At 42.5% G+C, this 22,150-nt stretch carries 6 protein-coding genes; all 6 read right to left on the reverse strand.

What is annotated here, in order from left to right; all coding sequences use genetic code 11:
• Positions 1–57 precede the first annotated feature (57 nt).
• Positions 58–777, reverse strand: coding sequence for a thioesterase II family protein (locus tag AACQ93_RS24465; protein WP_064609513.1), 720 nt, complete (start codon positions 775–777; stop codon positions 58–60).
• The gene (locus tag AACQ93_RS24470; RefSeq protein WP_084419457.1) at positions 770–1,897 is read right to left on the reverse strand and encodes a Gfo/Idh/MocA family oxidoreductase; all 1,128 of its coding nucleotides are present in this window, start codon (positions 1,895–1,897) and stop codon (positions 770–772) included. The genes AACQ93_RS24465 and AACQ93_RS24470 overlap by 8 nt, the downstream gene beginning before the upstream one ends.
• Positions 1,897–2,967: an NAD-dependent epimerase/dehydratase family protein gene (locus AACQ93_RS24475; protein ID WP_064609515.1), complete on the reverse strand. Its 1,071-nt coding sequence runs from the start codon at positions 2,965–2,967 to the stop codon at positions 1,897–1,899. The genes AACQ93_RS24470 and AACQ93_RS24475 overlap by 1 nt, the downstream gene beginning before the upstream one ends.
• Positions 2,960–8,470, reverse strand: coding sequence for a non-ribosomal peptide synthetase (locus AACQ93_RS24480; protein ID WP_064609516.1), 5,511 nt, complete (start codon positions 8,468–8,470; stop codon positions 2,960–2,962). Before AACQ93_RS24480 ends, AACQ93_RS24475 begins: the two co-directional genes overlap by 8 nt.
• On the reverse strand, positions 8,467–19,824 hold the full coding sequence (locus tag AACQ93_RS24485; RefSeq protein ID WP_064609517.1) for a non-ribosomal peptide synthetase: 11,358 nt from the start codon (positions 19,822–19,824) through the stop codon (positions 8,467–8,469). The genes AACQ93_RS24480 and AACQ93_RS24485 overlap by 4 nt, the downstream gene beginning before the upstream one ends.
• A gap of 69 nt (positions 19,825–19,893) precedes the next feature.
• Positions 19,894–21,972 (reverse strand): TonB-dependent receptor, encoded by a 2,079-nt coding sequence (locus tag AACQ93_RS24490; RefSeq protein WP_084419459.1) that lies wholly within the window; start codon positions 21,970–21,972, stop codon positions 19,894–19,896.
• Positions 21,973–22,150 lie beyond the last annotated feature (178 nt).

Here is a 22,150-nt window from a genome sequence, read left to right on the forward strand (position 1 = left end):
GTGAAGAAATAAAAACAAAAGCGTAAAGCCTTTCCTTTACGCTATTCCAATAAAGAGCTAAGACATTTTATTTTTAAGGTGGTCAAACAATGTTGGACAAAGCTTATTAAGGTAAAAATGCCCACCAGGAAAACATTGAAAATCAAATTCCCCCGTAGTTGCTAATGACCATTCTTGAATTTCACTTTCTGTTACTTCTGTATCTCCCTCACCCAGCAAAGCACTAAGAGGGCAAGAAAGTGTTGGTAAAGAATCGCGTTGATACTTTTCTATTGCCTCAAAATCAGCACGAATAATGGGCAACATTAAGTTTCTAAGGGCTGGGTTATCAAACACAACCTCTGATGTTCCCCCCAACCCCATAATTTTGTTAACCAAAGCATCATCACTTTGCTTATGGTAGTCAGTTCCTCTGCTTTTATGCGGTGGAATTCGCCCTGAGGCAAAGAAATGCGCTAATTTACGCCCCTGCTGTTCCCAGCGTATTGCGGTTTCAAACGCCAAGGCGGCGCCCATACTGTGGCCAAAAAAGAAAGTGGGTCGATGAGGCAAAAACGATAAACTTTGCACAACCTCATCAGCATACTGATGTAAGCAAGTCTTGAGTTTTTCTGATAATCGATGACCACGACCTGCAAGTTGTACTGCATACACCGCGGTATGATCATCAATATGATCACGCCATGGCATGAAATATTCCGCATTTCCTCCAGCAAAGTGAAAACAGATTAGCTGCCTACGTGTACCTGGTTTAATGAGTTTCAATTGCTTATGCATTTTCACTCTCCTGATTATATTCAACCAACCAATCTTCAATAGAAGGGCTCGTTAACATTGGATCTTGAGCAGAAATAACTTCAGGGTTGCCAATGCACCCCATTAAAGATCGCCATACTGATGCTTGCCCCAGTAAGAACTGTGCTGATGCTGGATTTGGTGATTCAATATTATTTACCATGCCATGTAATGCTGTTCTGATTGCCTCTGGCCAGTGCTCGTCAATAATCTCTTCTAAACTTGGCATTTCTTGATACAGAAACTCACAAGATGCAGGCTGATAAAACTCTGGTGCTTGTCGTTTATCGAGCAGCTCTCTCACCCCATTTTTCTCAGAGGCACGAGGTATATGAAAAGCTCTATTCCATAACACAGGACCATGCGTGTTAACTAACACCAAATTGCCACTCGGTAGCCCCACGGTAAGCCGATGCATAATGTGGAAATGATTATCAGGGTCGTCTGGATCCAACTGATTCTGAATCTTTAAGATGAGCGGTATCCCAGCAAAAACACCGTGGATAATTTGATAAGGCGGTAATAGCTCTGACTTTAATTTTCGCACCTCAGACCAATCAACATTAGAATGGAACTCAAATGGCGTAACCCCTCCTAATGCCTGCCCCAACATATCGAGCAAGCCGCAAATCACTTGTACTCCACAGGTCGCTTCAATAAAGCAAGGCTGCTGAGTTTCACGCGCTTTCTTTAAGTACTCAACAAAGTGGCGAACAGCTGGCACATTCGGATAATGAGTATTAATTTGGTAATGACATCCATTTTTCCTCGCTAACTTTAAGCATTCCACAACATCTTTTTCATAAACGGGATGCTCTTGCAGAACATGTATGCCTTTTTCTAATAATGCGCGGGCAAGTTGTGACCCAGCCCCCCCTACAATTGCAGAACGAACAACAACACATGCAATATCAATATCGTCAGGTAATTCTGATACCTCACGATATAAAGGCACACCATACTCCTTAGCTATTGTTAACGAGCGTTCACTTCCTCTTGCTAAAATTCCAGCAAGTTCAAATCCTGGGAATTGGCGTTTAAATGCGGAAAGGTATACCTGACCAAAAAGCGTTCCACATACAACAACACGATATGTTTTCATCACAAAGCCCCCTCTTCAAACGCCAATTCATAATTATGCTCAATCGAGAGGTCCCAATGACTAAACATATTTTGTTCGTGCAAAAACGAGATTAAATGACCTGTTTCAATTATTTCAGAAAGCCAAAACACCCCATTATTTAAATGAGACGATGATTGCGTTAACAATTGATGCGCAGTAAAAGCGGTGACCAGTCCCGTCATTCGATAGCCATCATTAAACTTACAACGAAGCGTTAAATTAACTGGCTGTTGAGCAATCCAACCTTGCGCATCCATTACGCAATATTGCTGAGTACCATGCTTCTGAACCATGGATTGACTCAGACTAACTAACGCCGCAGTTTGCTCCTTATCACTTTCATGTGCTGACATTAGTAACTGTCGATCAGCGACTAAATTAAAGGCCGCGAAGTTAGATATTGAAAGTGTGTTAGCGACGCGTTGATGCTCAGCACTCAAATAAGGTAATGCGGTAAATTCTTTTACCTCAGGTAGTGGCTGATACCCCTCTCTTGTCCCCTCTCTCACCTTTATATCATCTCTAATTACCACCCCGCTTAAAGCATCATTACCCCCTAAGCTTGCAATAAAATCTATCGCAGACGTTGATGTAAATGCTTCAATACCCCCGACATAAAGCTCAATACTGTGCAGTTCTTGTAGCTTCTCTTTGGCAATAAAAGGAAGCAACGAAGTAAAGCCGGGAACAAAGCCCGCTCCAAAAACACAGCTTACTGGTAAGTCTCGACCCAGTAACTGCTGTTGAACGTGATCGAAAACATCCTGCTCACCACCCACATCGACATATAAGGTGTGAGTGTCTATTGCAACGCGAGCTATATTGTCTCTAATCGCCGACGCAGGCCCTGCTGCATTTATGATCAAATCATGATGATGGCAAACAGCTGCCACCTCATCCTGATCAAACAAATCAACAACCCTATAATGTGTTAAGTCAGGACGTGACTGTCGTCCTATTCGAGTAACTTGATAGCCAAGCGCACAAAGCGCTTGGTCTATATGTTGCCCCACTTCACCACAAGCTCCGAAGATGGCGACTCTATTCATGCTTTCCTCCTTGCATAGCAACTGTGTTTAAGTGCTTGGCTAGAGGTAAAACTTGAGATGATTGCATACAGGTAAAATGATCACCTTCAAGTGAAATAACATCAATGTCACCAATACTATATTGCTGCCAAAAGTCATGCATATCGGCTTTAAGCGTGGGCAGTAAATAAGTCTCATCTTGCTGACAAGCGAAAGTGAAATCACCACTATAGAAAGATGGCTCATAATGAGTCACAGCCTGCAAACTGTGATGGAACACTGGATAGAGCTGGGAAATATCTCCAACTTTTACCGTTTGTTGATTTGATTGGATATCAAGTACTGTTTGGAAATAAGCGATACGCTGTGCTTCATTTGCTTTTGCGTAACTCGCATAATTTAGTGAGAGTTTATCAAAACCGAGCTGTTTAGCTTTAGCCACTACATCTTCAATATTAATTTGATTAGGCTTAGTGGCTAATAAAGCTAAATAAGTTTGCTCAAGCTGAAGTAGATCAATACCGCTCCAAGGGTTTGGTACATTAAGTTCTTTAGCAAGAGCGACATCCGTCATCATAGGATCATTTACTTTGTACGGAATTTGATAACTACTTGCAATCGTCAATGATGCCAACGGAGAGCCACATTCCATCGCTTGTCTTGCCAGCTCAAAAGCAATTAATCCCCCCATACAAAAACCAAAAAGATGGCATTTAGACAAATCAAAATTATCTTCCAACAAGGCTTTGTATTGATCAGCTAATTCAACGATCAGATGCTCACTTGGAATGGTTAAATATTGCTGTCTATCTTGAACACTTATGCCATAAACTGGCCCTGTAAGGTGCTCTACAAGTGCTAAACAAGGCATCACAGTGCCGCTACCATCATGAAGAATAATGATAGGTGCGCCATCACCTTCTTTAATACATTGCAAAGCAGTTGAACTATCTTCAATCGCACTGCTGTGCTGCTGAATTGGCGTTTGTTTTCGTAAGAAAATCGCAAGCTCTTTAATAGTGGGGGTTTGCAATACTTGGCGAAGTGTCCCTTCCCACGGAACAGATTCTTCCCCTAACTCTTGGCGGATCCTACTCACCCACTGCGTTATCAATAATGAGTCACCACCCGCACTAAAGAAATCATCATTTGGCCCCATGTTAGGATTACCAATCACATCCCGACATGACGATAGTAATAACGTCTCAAGTTGATCAAGATCTTCTGATACCTCGTTTTGTAGAGTCTCTTGATGGCCTATAATTTCAGGCAACGCCTTTCTATCTATTTTGCCGTTATTCGTAAGCGGAAAACGGTCTAAGACAGCCAATTGCGCTGGTACCATATAACTAGGTAAATCCTGACTAAGGTGTTCTAAGATTTCAGTCTTATCACATTCATGCTTCTGACCATTGAATTGGGCTAGCATAAAACTCTGGCCTAATTGATATAAGGCTTCTTGATTATTAGGGAACGCAAATAACTGCTCAGCCCCCACATCCGACATTGCGTTTAACCAACGTTCCTGAGGCATAAATGGAGAATTTAATGCTAAACGTTCATCATTATGAGCGGTCAAGCCATGTTTGAACTCCATTGAGGTCATAAGTTGGTAATTATCTCTTGTCGCCTCAATCACAAGTAACCAAGCCCCTGGCTTCATTAACTCACGTAAGTGATTTAATCCTTCACGCGCAACAACGGCGTTGTGTAACACATTAGAAGAAACAACCAGATCATACTGACCACAATCAAAACCTTGCTCTAACGCAGGTTGGTTAAAATCGTATAAGCGATAATCGACAAAATCATAACCTTGGTAACGAAGCTTGGCTTCATTGAGGAAAAATGATGAAACATCAGTAAAGGTATACTCGACATTATGTGCTGCTAGAGCCGGAATAAGCTCGTTACTTGTACCACCAACACCAGCACCAATCTCTAGAATACGAATTGGCTGATCACGCTCAGCTAAATGCTTTACTTTACTTAACGCCGCTGTGATCAACATTTTATTCATCATTTTGCTGATCAAGTTATTTTGATAAGTTGATGTCGCGACATCTAACTTGCCATCAGGGAACAACAAATCAAGAGGATCGGCCTTATCTTGCAGTAACTCAGGCAAACATTGACTACTTCGCTCAAGGTAGTTAACTAAGCCTTTATCACCATCCAAACACTCCAGTGCTTCGTAACATCCTTTCCAACATAACGAGATATCATCTTCGCTCACTTGCTGAAGTAAAGCGTATGTTTCTCCATCATGTCGTGCTAACTGATTTTCAATAAGCGCTTTTAGCCATCGACTTAATAATTGCTTATGACGAGGCGCATAATGGCCATCTGCAATCATGTCATCGATGTTTTTCTGTTGACCTTCACCTAATCCTCCACTTGATTGCAATGCTTGAACCATATGGAGCAAAGCGACTCTATCTAAGTAATAAACAAAGTCTGTTACTGACTTCTCAGGCATTGTTTGCCTAATAGATTCAGCCGTCAAAGTTAGCTCGGTTTCAGTCTCTGCAAATTGATGCGAGAACAAAGTACTTTTTGCATCGTTTTGGTAAATAGCCGGCTCAACGTAGGCCTGAAGGTGATAATTATGTTTATCCCCTCGCGCTAAGACGACAGCTTGAGATACTGATGATTGACGCTCAAGCGCTGATTCTATTTCACCAAGCTCAACTCGATATCCTCGAACTTTTACTTGGTTGTCATCACGACCAACAAACACGATCACACCATCATCTCGGTAATAACCTCGGTCGCCCGTTCGGTACCAAGGTGTTCCAGTAGCCGCATCTTGGAAGAAATGGGCAGCCGTTTTCTCATCATCTTGCCAATACCCAAGCGCTACCCCGTTACCACCAATACACAGCTCACCAGCAACCCAGTCAGGACAGGCCATACCTTTGTCATCCAGTACAGCAAACATCTGATTTGATAACGGAGTACCGTAAGGAATGGAAGTGTGATAATTAAGGGTAGGGTCAATTGGGAAATAAATAGACCAAATAGCGGCCTCTGTCGCGCCACCTAAGCTGTATAGTTGAGCAGCAGGCATCAACGTAGCTATAGCTTTAGGTAATGCGACCGGAATCCAATCACCAGACATCATTACGCATTTAATACTATCCAGCGAAGGCAGTGATTCATCAGCTAAATATCGCGTTAACATTGTCATCTGCGCAGGTACAGAGTTCCAAACACTGACGTTATGTTCTCGAATTTGACGAGTCCATTCTGCTGGGTTTTGAATATCTTTCTCGCAAGGTAACACTAATGTAGCGCCACAAGCCAATGTACCAAAGATGTCATAAACAGAGAGGTCAAAACTTAATTTAGCCAAGCCAAACACCACATCGTTTGCTGTAATGTCAAAGCGACTATTAATATCGACCACAGTATTCACAGCCGCTTGATGGCTTACCATGACACCTTTGGTGTTTCCTGTACTACCAGAAGTATAAATAATGTAAGCCAGTCGTTCAGATGGCAGAATTAGCTCTTCACTGTTCATGTTATTAACACGACCTTGTAGTGCATGAGCATTACAAATATTTACAGCCTCAAACCCATCGTCAGCTAGCTGTTGGGCAAGTTCATTTGAGCGCGTCAACACCAACTCTACATCGGCATCAAACAGAATTTGCTTCATACGAGAAACAGGCTGACTAACGTCAAGCGGTAAGTACACCCCATCAGCTAATAACGTTGCTAATGTTGAAACAACTTGTTCAACACTTTTATCAATCGCAATAGCAATACGAGCTCCCTTAGGTAACTTGCTCGCAAGTGACTTTGCGCGAACAATCAGCTCATCATATGTCAGTGTTTGTTCGGGCGTAATCAGTGCTGTCGCATATGGCGTTAACACTGCTTGCTCTAACACCAGTTGATGCAACATAGATTCAGCAACAGGTTTAACCGTATTGTTTACCTGTTCACGAACCTGTTGTTGTTTATCAGGTAAAGCAAGGCGAGTGGCTTGATCCCATTGCTGAAGTCCACCTGCAATGACTTGTTCAATCGCACCTTCAAAACATGTAAACATTGACTCGATCATTGAGTCAGGGAATACGCCGTCAAGTACATCCCAATTGATGCACAAACAGCGGTCTCGATTCATAAGTTGGCAATCAATCCAAACTTGAGGCGTCTGGCTAATACCATATGCAACCTCCATCCCCATCTCATACTGAGATTTGGTCTCTGAAACTTGCTCTCTATTACTACCGACTAATGCACTCGTGAAGACTATTGGCATGCGAGCATAATCAGCACCACGTTGTCGGGCTATTTCACGCATAACCTCAACGCCACTAAACGCTTTATACTCTAAGTCTTGCCACAATTGATTCTGCTGCTCTTTCACTTGTGCTAATAAGGTTCGCGACTCCGTAAGATTCACTTCCAGCAAGTTAACACTCGTGAAATCCCCCACCATATTGAGTAAATCTGGATGGATCGGCTCACGATTCATTACCGTCATGTTCAAGCAAAAATGTTTTGATTTAGACCACTTAGCTAACACTTCACTAAAGAGCGTCAGTAATAGCGATGAAGGACTAACCCCTTGATGATTACATTGACTTTCGAGTTCAGCCCATTGCTCTGGCGCTAATTGCATTTCATGGCGAGTGAAATGCGGTTTTTCTTTCTTAGCTACCGACGTCAAAACATCATTAATATCAGCGATAAGTGGTAACTCTGGTGCCATTGGCAAATGAGACACCCGCTCTTGCCAGTATTGTCTCGCTTGCGCATATTTGTCTGTCAGCTTCTGTCGCTTTTCAAACTCCATGACATCTTTGAACGATAAGCTAAGAGGCGCTAGCACCAATTCAGACTCATGATAAAAATGAATCAACTCAGACAAGATCACCTGAATACTCATAAAGTCTGCAATCAATAGGTCAATACTAAAATGCAGGTATGATTTACCTTCCGACTTACTTACTTTCAAGTCAAACAGAGGCCATGCTTCAGTGTCATAAACGCGATGGGACATGTTTGCCCGATACGTTAACCTCGTATCAGTTTGCAAATCACATTCAATTTTATAATCAGGTACTTGTGACAATATTTGCTGAGTACCATTAGAAAAGACTACAGCTCGCAACATCTCATGGCGTTCAATGAGCTTATTCCAAGCTTGGTTTAGTTTCTCAACATCAAGATGTGCAAATTCGAGCTCAAAGTAACCGTGGCAGCCTGTGCCACCGAACTCAAACACATTTTGCCGTCCAATAAGATAAGCGGCCTGTACATCATTTACCGGAAAAACCTCATGTTTATCTTTCGTACTAGGACGAAGAACAGCGCCCAATTCACGCTCTTTTAGTATTGTTATTAATTCACTTTTTACTGCTTTCAGTTGCTCAACAACCTCTTTGGTCATCACGCCTTGAGGAGCTCTGAACTTCAAGGCTTCAGCTTCAAGCCAAAACTCGGCTTTCTTTGCTTCTAAATGTTGCAGTAACGCTAATGGTGACATTAATGTTGTTCCTTTTGTCATAAGGTTCCTTCCTCAAAATCAACCTCGTTGCTCTCTTTTTCTGAGGTTTCAAGAGCAAGTGCAATACGTGAAATAGTTTGTAAATTGAACACAGCGTGAAGTGGCAAAGTAATACCGTGCTGTTGTTGGAGTATGCTGGCTAGCTGAATCGCAACAAATGAATCTCCGCCTAAGGCAAAGAAGTTATCACTCGCGCTAATTGGCGTATTAATACCAAGAACTTGTTGCATTGCTTGAGTCAGAACAATCTCTTCATCTGTACTTGGTGCAACAAACTCACTCTCATTAGAAATTGAAAGTTCCAAGGTTTTTAATACATTTCGATCTACTTTACCGTTAGCTGTGAGTGGCCATTCTTGAAGTACGGCGTAGCCATCAGGCATAGAGTAACTTGGTAAATAATTTAATAATTGCTGCTGAATAATCGACAGTTCGACTGCCATATTCGACAACAAATAAGCATGAATCTTAGGACGAGAATCATGATGCTCAATCAATACAATCGCATCTTTCACTTCAGCGCATGACTTAAGCGCTTTAACTATTTCACCTAATTCAATACGCAGCCCTGCCACTTTAACCTGGTGGTCACGACGCCCGAGGAACTCTATGGTTCCATCAGGCCAGTAGCGCCCCATATCACCGGTTCGATACCAACGTTGCGATTGATATTCACAGAACTGCTGCTGAGTTAATTCCTCATTACCAATGTAACCTTGGGCGACACCATCTCCCCCAATCCATAGCTCACCGGCAACCCAATCAGGGCAGTCATCACCAATATCACTTGCAACTCTAAAACTTTGATTTGGTAAAGGCTTACCATAAGGAATTGAACGCCATTGCTTTTCAACTTGCTGAACAACGCAATAGTTCGACCAAATTGCAGCTTCAGTCGCGCCTCCCATCGCCACGAATTTGGCAAGACAACTGTTGCGACGTAAGCGTTCAGGTAATTCCAGATTGATCCAATCACCTGACAACATAACGCAGCGCAATGAGGTCAATAGCTGACGTTCAGCCTGTGACTCATTCCCCATCAAAAGCATTTCTAACAATGCTGGTACGGTATTCCACAAGGTAATTTGATGCTGCTGAACCAACTCTAACCAAACGCTAACGTCTCTGGTTTGTTCATCGTTGATAAGCACCAATTTCCCGCCAACAGACAGCAAGCCAAAAATGTCATATACCGATAAATCGAAGTACAAGGCTGATAACGCTAAGACACTGTCATCTGCAGTTACATTATGCTGACGATTGATCGCTTCAATGGTATTCATGGCCGCGCCATGAGTGATCGCAACCCCTTTCGGTGTTCCTGTACTGCCTGAGGTGAAGATCACATAAGCCAACTCATCAAGCGCGCTCTGAAACGGCTCAACCAAAGCTTCTTCGGAAGCCTGCAGGCTTTCAACATTGATCCCTTGGCCACCATTCTCAAACAACTCATTACGGTCACAAATCACGAACTTGATGCATGCTTGCGCCAATACAGACTCAACCCGAGTTTGTGGCCAATCAGTTGCTAATGGTACATAAGCCGCTCCAATCCACTGAATTGCAAGGACAGAAGCAATCTGCTCAATAGAGCGCGGCAACATGACACCAACGCAATCACCTTTAGCAATTCCATGTTTTTGCAACTGGTACGCTGCCTGACTCACTTTTGTATGCAGATCTCGATACTTATAGCTCTGACCATTAGCGACAATCGCCGTCGCCTCAGGTGTTGCTTGCATTTTTTCATACACACTAATGTGCATTGCTCGCAGAGGCACCACGTCTTGAGTGTTATTAACAAGAGTGCGAACTTCTCGCTGCGATGCAGGTAACGCTATTGGCGATGGCTGTAACCAATCACAGTCAGCAAGTTGTTCCAATAATTGGCAATATGCATTAAACATTGCATCAATTACGCCGTCAGGGAACAACGCCTCGACAACATCCCAGTTAAAGTGTAATTCTCCATCTTGCTCAAATACTTGATGGTCAATCCAAACTTGAGGTGTTTGAGATACGCCCCATACAGATCGGGTAATACCTAACTCAGAAGACTCATCAAGGCTAGTGTCTGCACCTAGTGCACTAGTGAACACCACAGGCATACTCAAATCAGTAACTTCTTTTAACTTGGCTAACTCACGCATCACCCAAACAGCAGAAACATCGGCGTATTCCAAGTCTTGCCATAACTGCTGTTGCAAACGCTCAGCACTTTGCAACCAACTTTCACCTGCAATTTGATTGGTCTCGAGTAACAAGAGTGAGGTGAAATCCCCCATAATGTGCTGAATATTGTCATGGACAGGCTTGCGATCAAACAAAGTAACATTGATGCAATGCGATGATGATTCGGACCATTTCGCCAATACTTGCGCATAACAGTTAAGCAGCAAACAAGACGGCGTGATCGCACACTCTCGTGCTTTCTCTGTTAAACGGCTCCATAATTCTTTAGACAGGCAGGATTGGCGTCGAACGAAGCGTGGTTTCTCTAATTGATTTGGCTCCATGCTTAACGGCAGACGCGGAGCCTCCGGTAAACTAGGCAGTCTGCTTAACCAATAACTCTTCGCTAATGTTTGGGATTCATGCTCTTCTTGCAGATAAACTTGCTGTTGATAATCACGGAACGTAATCCCCAACTCTGGCAAGTCGGCTTCCAAATCACGATATAAAATTCCAAGCTCAGCAAAGAAAATCCGCATGCTAAGACCATCAAGAATGACATTGTCTAAGCCGATACATAGCCGTTTTTTCCCACATTCAGACTCAATGAATGTAAGGTGGAATAGCGGCCATACCTGAGGATTTAACACTCGATGAGATAGCACCTCACGTTGATGAGTAACAACTTCTTCCCACTGTTCTTCAGTACAAGAGACAATATCCAGCGGACAGTAAAGTGCTGACGGAATACAAACTTGTTGCCCTTTGTCATCAAACACAATACGAAGGGTGTCATGACGTTCAATTAAACGCATAAGCGCTTGCTCTAGACGCGTCACATCAAAGCCATCAGCTTCAAATTCAGAATAGAAATGTGTGCCAACACCGCCCATCACAAAGCCTTCGTTTCGTCCCATAATGTAGGCTTGTTGAACGTCAGTCAGCGCAAAAGGTTCATAACGTTCATTCTCGTTATGCACTAACGCGATTTGTGATGAAATTTCACCTGCATCAAATTCTAAATGGCGAGCAAAGTCACTCAACACAGGAAGCGAAAAGACATCGGACAACTTCACACTATTAAAGCCAACCTCGCCTAATGCCGCCGTAATTCTTGTTGCATGAAGACTATCGCCTCCTAACAGGAAGAAATTATCTGCACGTGATGGTGTTACACCAAGTACTTGCGCCCAAACCTCTGCAACGCACTTTTCATTGTCGGTTACGCAATCTTGTTTATCTTCACGAGTAACCATAGAAACATTGGCAGCCGATAAGCGCAGTTGAGCACGGTCAATTTTGCCATTGTTTGTTAAAGGCATTGATGAACAAACGACAATGTGTTGAGGCAACATATAATTGGGTAGCTGTAATGCTAACCAGTCAGCCAGTTGAGAGGTATCAGACACAGCAAGGGTTTCAGCCTGACGCCCCGTCATCACTAATAAGTTCGCTTTATTTACTGGAGGTAAGACGTTCAAGCTAAGTGATGAAGCTTGCAAACTAGTTTGCCATTGTTGGGCATCAAGTAGAGGTGAAGACTCCCCTCGGCGACAGTCTTGATAAGGGCTTTGGTCTACGCTTCTCATTAACGCTTCAGGCTGCATTAATGTCACCGTTAATAATGCAAGAGGGCTAAGCACTTGCGTCTCTATCGCAACAAAATGACCACTTGGTGCGATAAGTGAAGACATTAGGTTAATCCCTTCATTCACATCATTAAAACGATGGAGTGCATTGTTACTGATCACCAAATCAGCGTGATGACTTTCAACGTCGCTTAATGCACAAGCAAAAGCATGCTCCCCGTAACCCGCCAATCGGAATGTCGCTTGATCAAGAACCGACTTAGCTTGCTCAACTACGCAATAACTTATCTGGCTAGCGTCACATTGATTCAATATCTGTGATGCTAAACGACCCGTTCTACCATTGAGTTCGACAACGTTTACAGCTCGACCCAATTGCTTAGAAAGTAAGACTATTGTTTCAACAATATATTGTTCCGTTGCTGAAAAATCAGGGTGGATTAACGCTAACGCTTCAGGTGTCAACACAGGATCATCAATAAGCGTAAGTTCACTAACCTCGCCCTGCATCAAGTCGACATACCAATCAACCCGATTTTCTAATGCAGATAAGATTGAGGCATGAGCAGGCATATTCGCGACTGTCTTTTGGTTGGCGGCCATTGGACTAACGACTTCTTGCTCTTGACGCCAATGTCCCTGCTCAGCTGACCATTGCTTTGTTTCAACAAGAACGTTCAACCAGCTTTCAAATACAGCTTGAAAACGAGGTGTAATATGCAAACTACATAGCCACTCATCCAGCGTCAGTGACGCATCCGGTTTAACGTTATTTGCTATCATCATCTTATCGAGCACCAAACGCATAACATGCGTTGCCATTGCTTGCTCAATAGCGGTGTGATCGACAGATTTTTGTGGTGTGGGTTGCGATATCTTTGTATCAAGCAGCGTCATATCAGCTTCATACTCTGTTTGAAGAGCACTCACCTCACCTTGCTGTCTAGAAACAAAAAGTTGGATATGTTTCTGTGGTTTATCTAGCAATAGCGCTATCGCTTTTTGCACCCCAGAAAATTGCTCTGCCGCATACTCAACGTCCCCAAGTTCAATCCTAAAGCCATTAAGTTTGACCTGGTTATCTCGTCGCCCAATAAACTCAACGATCCCGTTAGACCAAAAACGCCCCATATCACCAGTTCGGTAATACTTTTGCCCATCATGGTAAATAAATTGTGCAGCCGTTCTTTCAGGATCAGCAAAGTACCCCTCTGCAACCCCCTTACCACCAATCCAGAGCTCACCAATTACCCAATCAGGACAATCTCGACCCAAGGCATCCATCACTCGGTAACTTTGATTACTTAATGAATAACCGTATGGAATGCTTGTCCAATCCGCCTCTACGGAATTGACATCAAAAGCATTGGACCAAATCGCAGCTTCTGTTGCCCCACCTAATGCTGTCAATTGAATTAATGGATTTAAGGCGTTTAATCTTGGTTGTAAATCCAAACCGACCCAGTCACCTGACAATAAAACATTTGTCATCGTGCTTGGTAATTTACGAGTGTCATTTTCAGCTGCAATTAACAACATTTCGAACAATGCTGGCACACTATTCCATACCGTAACTTGATATTCATGAATCAATGAAAGCCACGCTTTTGCTTCTTTTCGTTCTGACTGTTGAGGAACAACAACGCAGCCCCCCACAGAAAGTGGCCCGAAAATATCAAAGACAGACAAATCAAAGTTCAGTGCCGATAAGGCAAACGTTCGACAGTCACTAGCCAACTGATAACGCTGGTTAATATCATCAATGGTATTGGCCGCTGCTTGATGGGTAGTAATAACGCCTTTAGGAATACCGGTAGAGCCAGAGGTATAAATAATATAAGCAACATCGTGTGGTGATACCGAAGCAATCTGTGTTGCTATGATGTGCTCTTGCCCACGCTCATCAATATCGAGTAATGACCAACCGGCAATTGCCTCTTGGTTAGCAATCGCCTCCACTGCAGCCTGATTTATTACAACGATTTTAATTGCTGCTTGCTCAATAATTTGATTCAACCGAGCTACTGGTTGCTCAATATCAAGCGGTACATAACTAGCGCCCAATAAGTGTATTGCCAGCACCGCGACAACTTGTGATGCTCCCTTTGGCAATAAAATCGCGACACGATCCCCAGCAAGTACACCTTGTTGCTGTAAGCGATAGGCAAGTTCACCAGCATTATCTGACAGCTGGCAATAAGACATCGACGCTTTATCTTCAATAACCGCAATGGCATCTGGTTGCGTCTCTGCCAATTCAAAGAATCGTTGATGGAGAGTGCGCGGGGCGTACGAAATCACTTCACTGCTGTTTCGCGAAGCACGATCTTTTCTCGCTTCTTCGGTTAAAAACGCGGGCACCGTTTGTTTCAGCATGTCAGGTCGCTGCGCTATTTCAGTGATTAGCCTTCCCATGCTAGCGAACATCTGATCGACCATATTGGCTGGGAATAAATCATCGACTGTATCCCAACTTATAATCAACTCCCCTTTTCGCTCCATCACCTGACAGTCAATCCAAACCTGAGGCGTCTGAGAGACGACATAATTCATCTCACCCAGACAACTATCACCAAGAAAGTCATTACCTAGGTTACTAGTGAAAACTATCGGCATAGCAACTTGTGAGCCTTTCTGCTTGGAGAGATCTCTTAACAAGCGAATTGCATCGAAGTCACTATGATCAAGATTCGCCATAAATTGGCGATTCAATGCACTTGCATTATCTAAGATGTTAGATGCTTCACCATCACGACAGGCTAATAGCATCAGCGTAGTAAAATCAGCAACAACATCCGACACATCCAAGGCGGCATAACGTCGATTGAAAATCGTAAGATTTAAACAAAAATCTTTATTATCACTCCAGCCTCTTAAGGTCTCCGCATAACAACTCGCCAACATCATTGATGGTGTAATGCGGTGTTGACGGCATGCTTGCTGTAATGCTCGCCATTTATCAGCAGCTAAACACCACTCACGGTGAACAAACACAGGTTGTTTGATTTCTTCCGGTCGTTTTGCCAACGGTAATTGCGGCGCCGAAGGCAAGCCAGGCAGTTGTTCTAGCCAATATTGACGATCTGCCTCTAGCTGTGCTTGCTCACGTATTGCTGATAAATATTGAGGAAAATGCAGTGTTGGTTGCGCAAGTTGTTCGCAATTTTCATCAAGATAAAACTGCGCTAGATCATCAAGCAGGATTTGAATGCTTAATGCATCAGCAACCACCATATCAATATTGAAGTGAAGACGACTACCTAACGGACTATGGCTCAAATTAATTGCCAAGCCAGATTCATTTTCTAAATCCAGAATCTGCGCTTCTAAATTACGCCTTAGCTCTGCCTGTTTACTTGTTGCCAATTCACGATCAAGGGTTCTCCAATCATACTCATGGATTTGCGCTGAAGTATGCGCTGTAATATAGCCAAGCCCATCGCTATTCATGCGCATTCGTAACATGCTGTGACGGACGTATAGACGCTCAAGCGCTACACGAAGTTTGTCACTATTAATCCACTCACTATCAAGCTCTAAGTAGACCTGGCATGCAACACCACCAAGAATTTGTGTGCTCTTCCTACCTTGCCAATACGCTTGCTGAACACTAGTCAACTCGAAAGGCTGAGTTAATACTGTTTCAGTATCTTGTACTTTTTTAGCATCTAGATGTTTTTCAGCAACTTGGTTACAACTTACTGATGATTGCCACAATGCAGCCCAAGCCGCTAAAGTTGGCGCTTCATACATCCGAGCAAGTTCAAATATAACACCGTGCTTTTTCGCTTCATCAACAAGATCCATCATCTGTAATGAATCCAAGCCTAGGTTAATCAAGTCATCGTCCAGACCGATGTCTCCTGGCTCGATAAATAGCACATCGCTCAGCCATTCAGTTAAGAATGCTTGATGATCAGTGATTACTTTCGTGGGTAAACTGGCTTCCTCTATATTACTTTTGGTATCAGTGCCTTGCTGTTCAATCCAATATTTTTCCCGTTTAAATGGGTATAACGGTAAAGCCAATAAAATTTCGGTTGGATAAGCCACTTTCTCACTAAATTGCGACCAATCGCAATCAGCCCCATTGCACCACTGTTCCAGCTCAGGTGGTAATGCTGACGTAGCAAGAAAATGACCTTCAGCAATTTGGGCCAGTTTACAAAGCAAGTCTTCAATATCAGTAAATTGAACACATTGTCTGATTGGTAAGTGGTGCTCACGTTTACCTCGCCAAGCATGAAGGAGTTCAACAGCATTGCGACGATGTGACTGTATTGTCTGAATCCAAGCATTTGCCAATTGGCTAAGACTATCAATATGACTTGCCGTCAACGGGAGGTATCCAACGTGTGGCAGTGTTTGCTCAGATACATCCATAACGCTTTGATGATGACGAATGATCAGGTGAGCTAAAGTCCCAGTAAAACTAAAGGAACTAACCCCCATTCGCCCTAACTGGGCGGGACGAGCGCCACGATTAAAGATATAACGATCAACCCAAGGTGATAGCTCAATATTAAACGACTTAAACGTTGGATGAGGGAAAACAGTTTGCGCTCTCATTTGGGCAATAGCTCGAATCACTCCTGCTACACCTGCTGCAGATTCAAGGTGACCAAACTGAGCTTTACCGGCAGTCAAATGCAGCGGTTGACTGCGTGTCTGATAAACACCGTCAATAGCACTAAGCTCAATAGGATCGCCCAACGCTGTACCTGTGCCATGCATTTCAATTGCATCAATATCAGCCTCTGCTCTTCCGCTACGTTCTAACACCTCTTTCAATAGTTTTTGCTGCGCAACAGGGTTAGGTGCCGTCAAGCTGCTACTTTCACCATCTTGCGCAACCCCTGTCGCCTCAATAACAGCTAAAATAGGATCCCCGTCTCGCATCGCTGCGTCATAATCTTTTAGCAGCAGCAACCCTAAACCTTCAGCACGCGCATAACCATCAGCATCATCACTAAAAGTGGCACATCGCCCTTTAGGAGAAAGCATCCCAGCCTTTTGTAAGGCTTGCTCTATTTGAGATGAAAGAAGTAGGTTTACCCCGCCGGCAATTGCAGATTCACAGCGTTTTGATTGAATATGTTGAACAGCCATATCAATAGCAACGAGAGATGACGAACAAGCGGTATCTAACGTAATAGCCGGGCCACTCGTACCGTAATATTTAGCTAGACGCCCAGAACTTCCGCTGCGACTCGTACCTGTAATTAAGTAACTTTTTAAGTACTCCGGATCATTTTGACTTACTAATAAATCACCGTAGTCTTGGCTTCCCTGACCTACAAAAATACCTAATGGCAATCCTTTCAATTGCGATGGTAACCAACCTGCTTGTTCAAAAAGATGCCAACTTGATTCCATTAACCAGCGCTGTTGTGGATCTAGCAAACAAGCTTCTCGAGACGAAATTGAAAAGAAATTAGCATCGAACTTATCAATATTCTCGATCGTGCCTACAGGTAAATTGAAGTTGCGTAACCCATCATTTATCGGCGCTAGTGCTGACTCACCTTTAACAAGCCAATCTGCGTAATCACACCAACTTGCGCTCTGCTGCTTTGGTAAACGACTGCTAATCGCAATAATCGCAACATCAGTAGAACGTGATTTAACCTCTTCTCTTGGTGACTCTTTAGGTAGATTCTGTTGCTGCTGTTTAACAAATTGGCTAAAAGCGGCAAGATTTGGATAAGCAAATAACTGAATTGGTGAAATAGAAAAGCCAAGTTGACTTGAAATTTGTGCGCACCACTGTGTCGCAAGTAAGCTTGTCAGCCCTAAATCGGTGAACCCTTGCTTATCATCAACATTTTCAATGCCGATAAGCGCTTTAAGAGAACGACGTAAGTAATCTGAAATATCTGTAATAAGCTCAGGGGATACTGATTGTAACGAAATATATAATGGTTTTAATTTTCGAGTTTGAAGCTCTGACAGCATAAAACTACGACGAATTTTACCGCTAGATGTCTTTTTCAAGCTCCCTTTTACGACTAATGCTACTTGACTAACTGGTAGTTGATGGTGCTTAGCTATGAGTGACTTAATCGTATTTGTGATTTTTCTTAATTGCTCTTTTTCGGTATGACGATGCACTTCACACAAGCCATATATTTGACCTGATTCAATATCTTGGACGAAACAAGCACCACCTACCTCTACTTCACTACACTCTTTCTCAATCGTAGCCTCTAAGTCATTAGGCATATGATTTTCACCAGAAACGATAATGACATCTTTGCTGCGACCACAAATATATAGCTCGCCATCCCACTTGAAAGCGAGATCTCCGGTGCGTAGATATTCACCACTCTCATTGCTCGAATGAATACATGCTTTAAACGTTTCTTGCGTTAGCGAAGCTTTATTCCAATAACCTCTCGCAACACTATTACCATGAACCCAAACTTCACCAATCTGACCCGATTCACAAGCAATGCCTGTATGGGGGTCAACAATCTCAACTTGCCAAGAATTGAACTGGCTGCCACTACTCACCAATTCACGCCCTGAAACCGACTCAACAGCATATCCTTCCGCAAGGCGATTAATGTCGAAGGTTTTCATCACCATCGAAGTATTGGCTGGTTTATGACTCACAATGAGAGTGGCTTCTGCCATTCCGTATGCTGGTAAAAACATGGATGAATCGAACCCTGATGATTCGAACTTGTGAGAGAAACTTCGGATGGTTGTTGGGCGAATAGGCTCAGCAGCATTCATCGCAACTTTCAAAGATGAAAGGTTCAGCTCTTTTACTTCAAGATCTGAAATAGAATCTACGCAAAGTTTGTATGCAAAGTCAGGTGCCGCAGTGATTGTCGCTTGATATTGCTCTATTATTTTCAACCACTTTATTGGCTCAGCAGAAAACTGGCTTGGGCGAATAAAACTACAGCTCCCCCCACATAACAAGGGAAACATCAGACCATAAAACAAGCCTAAGTCATGATAAAACGGGAGCCAGTTTGCAGTATGAATACGCTGCAATTCCGGATCAACACGAAGCATAATATCGAGTTGATGGTAAATATTTTTATCGTAGTTACAAACCGCCTTAGGGCTTCCCGTTGAACCAGAAGAATATTGCAACATAACGGGTCCCAACGGCGGACAAAGCTCATCCCGGCCAAGCAAATTATGGTCAGTTGACAATTTATCAAGATAAACGACCTCTCGATTGCTATCCCAACCGTATTTTTCTATCTCCCCCTTAGTTGAAGATAAAGAAAGAATTAAACTTGGCTCACAGTCAGCCAAAATATGATCCAGGTTGGATTTAACACGTTGAAGGCGTTTAACTCCAGGTAAATTAACTGGCACAGCCGTAATACCCGTCATCAAACACGCCAAATAACCAAAAATAAAACTTGTGTCACCTGGTAGTAGTAATAAAGCTCGTTCACCATTTAGGTGTTTAATTTTCTGAGCAATTTTACTAACTTCACAATACAAATCTTGGTAGCTATAACTCTGATGACTCTCACCAGTACAATCATTCAGTGCAATCTCTGATGCATTATTTTCAAAATGATGTAGCAATCTTTGCTGCACCCAACCAGCTAAAATTCCTTGCATTTTAATTTCCTATACTAGCGAGTAGTGATTTCCCCCTTCAATATTTGAAGGGGGATATTTATTGAAGGGTTACCATTTAAGGTTAACTGTGGCTCCAAATGTCATTGGATCACCAGAACGGCCATACCATTTTTTATTCGCTCCATTCCCCATAGGGAAAGCTCGTGTAAGGTATTTTTCATCAAATGCGTTTTTCGCCCACAAGATAAGATCAAGATTATCGCTTGTATAACCACCTCTTAAATTAAGAATTCCGTAGTCATCTTGCTTAGTTGTATTGGCATTATCGAAGTAAAAATCACCTGTGACATTATAATCTGCATACACGAAGTAATTTTCGAAGAAGTTATAATCAATACCTAAGCTATAAGTATATTTTGGCGCATTAGCAGGGCGATTGCCGTTGTAATCATTTTGTCCAATAACGTTTCCGCTGTTGTCATATACCTTACTAATAAAGTCATTAAAGCTTGCATCATTATAACCACCGTTAGCCCATGCGGTTAAACCAGGTTGAATTAACCATGAAAGTTCAAATTCAATACCTTTACTAACTGTACTACCTGCATTTTGGGTAAATGACTTAGGATATAGTTGCTGTTCAACTTGCTGATCTTTCCAATCAATCCAAAATAGAGATGAATTAAAGCGAACGCGATTGTCAAACCATTCACTCTTCATCCCTAATTCGTAGTTCATTGTATACTCAGGGTCGAACTTCGGTGAAAGGTTGGGCGGTGTTAACATATTAAAGCCACCACTCTTATAACCGCGAGATATACTTGCGTACATCATCACGTCATTAGTCGCATAGTAATTCAACCCAAATTTAGGCAACCATTCATTGAAATTAGCTTCATCTGAACCCTCTGAATTCGGGAAGCCCATATTCCATTTGTCGTTGTAATTAAATTTAACTTTTTGGTAATCAAAGCGTAAACCAGCAATAGCTTCCCATTTTTCAGCAAATTGATAGTTGATATTACCAAACACAGCGTAGTTACTTACCTTAGACTCTGTTTTGGTGGTATTAAAAAGACCAAAAGCTTTCATCTTCATATCGATGTCATTTTTTGCAGTTTCATCAAAGAAGTACAGCCCCCCAACCCAACGAATCGAATCATCCTGATTAGAACTCAATCTTAGCTCTTGCGTAACACGAGAAAAGTTTGAATCAATAAAGAGTTCTTGAGCATCCGCCGGAGTAAAGTCAAGGTCTTGGTTATCAACTTTATCCTCTTTGGTATATACCGTAATAGAAGTTACATCGAAGTTGTCCGCAGCATAGGTTGCACGAATAGAGCCAGTATAAATGTCAGCCTTCGCTTCCCCTTCAAAGTTTGAATAAACCTTATGGCTATCTTTCTCAATTTGCTCTAACGAGGCAAATGACATATTACCATTACGACGATTTTGCGCATCGACAGTCGCAATAACATCCCAAGGTTGATCTATAGGCATCCAGCGAACTTTAACGCGTCCATTAAAGTCCTTAACCTTATTAACGTCATCTTTATTGTCATAGGCGCGAGTGAAGTAACCATCATTCTTCGAATATTGAAGTGCAGTTCGATACGCCCACTCATCGCTATTACCAATAGCGCCACCAGAAATAACATTACCTTTTAGCTGATTATACTTGCCGTAAGTTAAGCCAGCGCTACCTTCTGTAAATAAATCAGGATCTTTTGTATGAACACTTATTACGCCTGATGAAGCATTTCGCCCGTATAATGTTCCTTGCGGGCCACGTAAGACTTCAATGCGCTCAACATCCAATAACTCAGTATCAAATGTTTGATACATTGCCCCGTCAATCAAGAATAAAACGGATTGTGCGCCTTCCATTGTTGGCGTAATTCCTCGCATAGAGAGAAAACTAGCGTCAGAAGGGTTACCCGCTTTAATCATGGAGACATTAGGAGTTCTTTTTACAACATCGAGGGTGTTTTCCACACCCGCTCTTTCGACATCATAATCTGATAATACTGAAATACTAACAGGTGTCTTTTGTGATTCTGCGGTAACTTTTTCAGCTGTAACCACGATAACGTCTAATTTATCAATACCATCAGTAGCACCTAGAACAGCGAAGGAACACAGTGATAAGCACACGCTAGATGCAATCTTCGAAAGTTTTAAAGTCATTTTATTCAACCTTCAGAGCTTCAATAAATAATATCTAATAAAAACTATATTCATCGATAGAGATACAAATGATTATCATTTTCATAGGTCGCACATATTTCCTCTTATTCACATTAAATGCAAATAACTATCATTCATAAGGGCGAGCTCTTTTATTATATTTACAGAACTATCAATT

The sequence above is a fragment of the Photobacterium sp. J15 genome, from assembly GCF_963870815.1.
GTDB lineage: Bacteria > Pseudomonadota > Gammaproteobacteria > Enterobacterales > Vibrionaceae > Photobacterium > Photobacterium marinum.

Bases quoted from the DNA above. Each gene is read 5' to 3' on its own strand.
- AACQ93_RS24465 (WP_064609513.1), bottom strand. From the start codon at position 777: ATGCATAAGCAATTGAAACTCATTAAACCAGGTACACGTAGGCAGCTA.
- AACQ93_RS24470 (WP_084419457.1), bottom strand. From the start codon at position 1,897: ATGAAAACATATCGTGTTGTTGTATGTGGAACGCTTTTTGGTCAGGTA.
- AACQ93_RS24475 (WP_064609515.1), bottom strand. From the start codon at position 2,967: ATGAATAGAGTCGCCATCTTCGGAGCTTGTGGTGAAGTGGGGCAACAT.
- AACQ93_RS24480 (WP_064609516.1), bottom strand. From the start codon at position 8,470: ATGACAAAAGGAACAACATTAATGTCACCATTAGCGTTACTGCAACAT.
- AACQ93_RS24485 (WP_064609517.1), bottom strand. From the start codon at position 19,824: ATGCAAGGAATTTTAGCTGGTTGGGTGCAGCAAAGATTGCTACATCAT.
- AACQ93_RS24490 (WP_084419459.1), bottom strand. From the start codon at position 21,972: ATGACTTTAAAACTTTCGAAGATTGCATCTAGCGTGTGCTTATCACTG.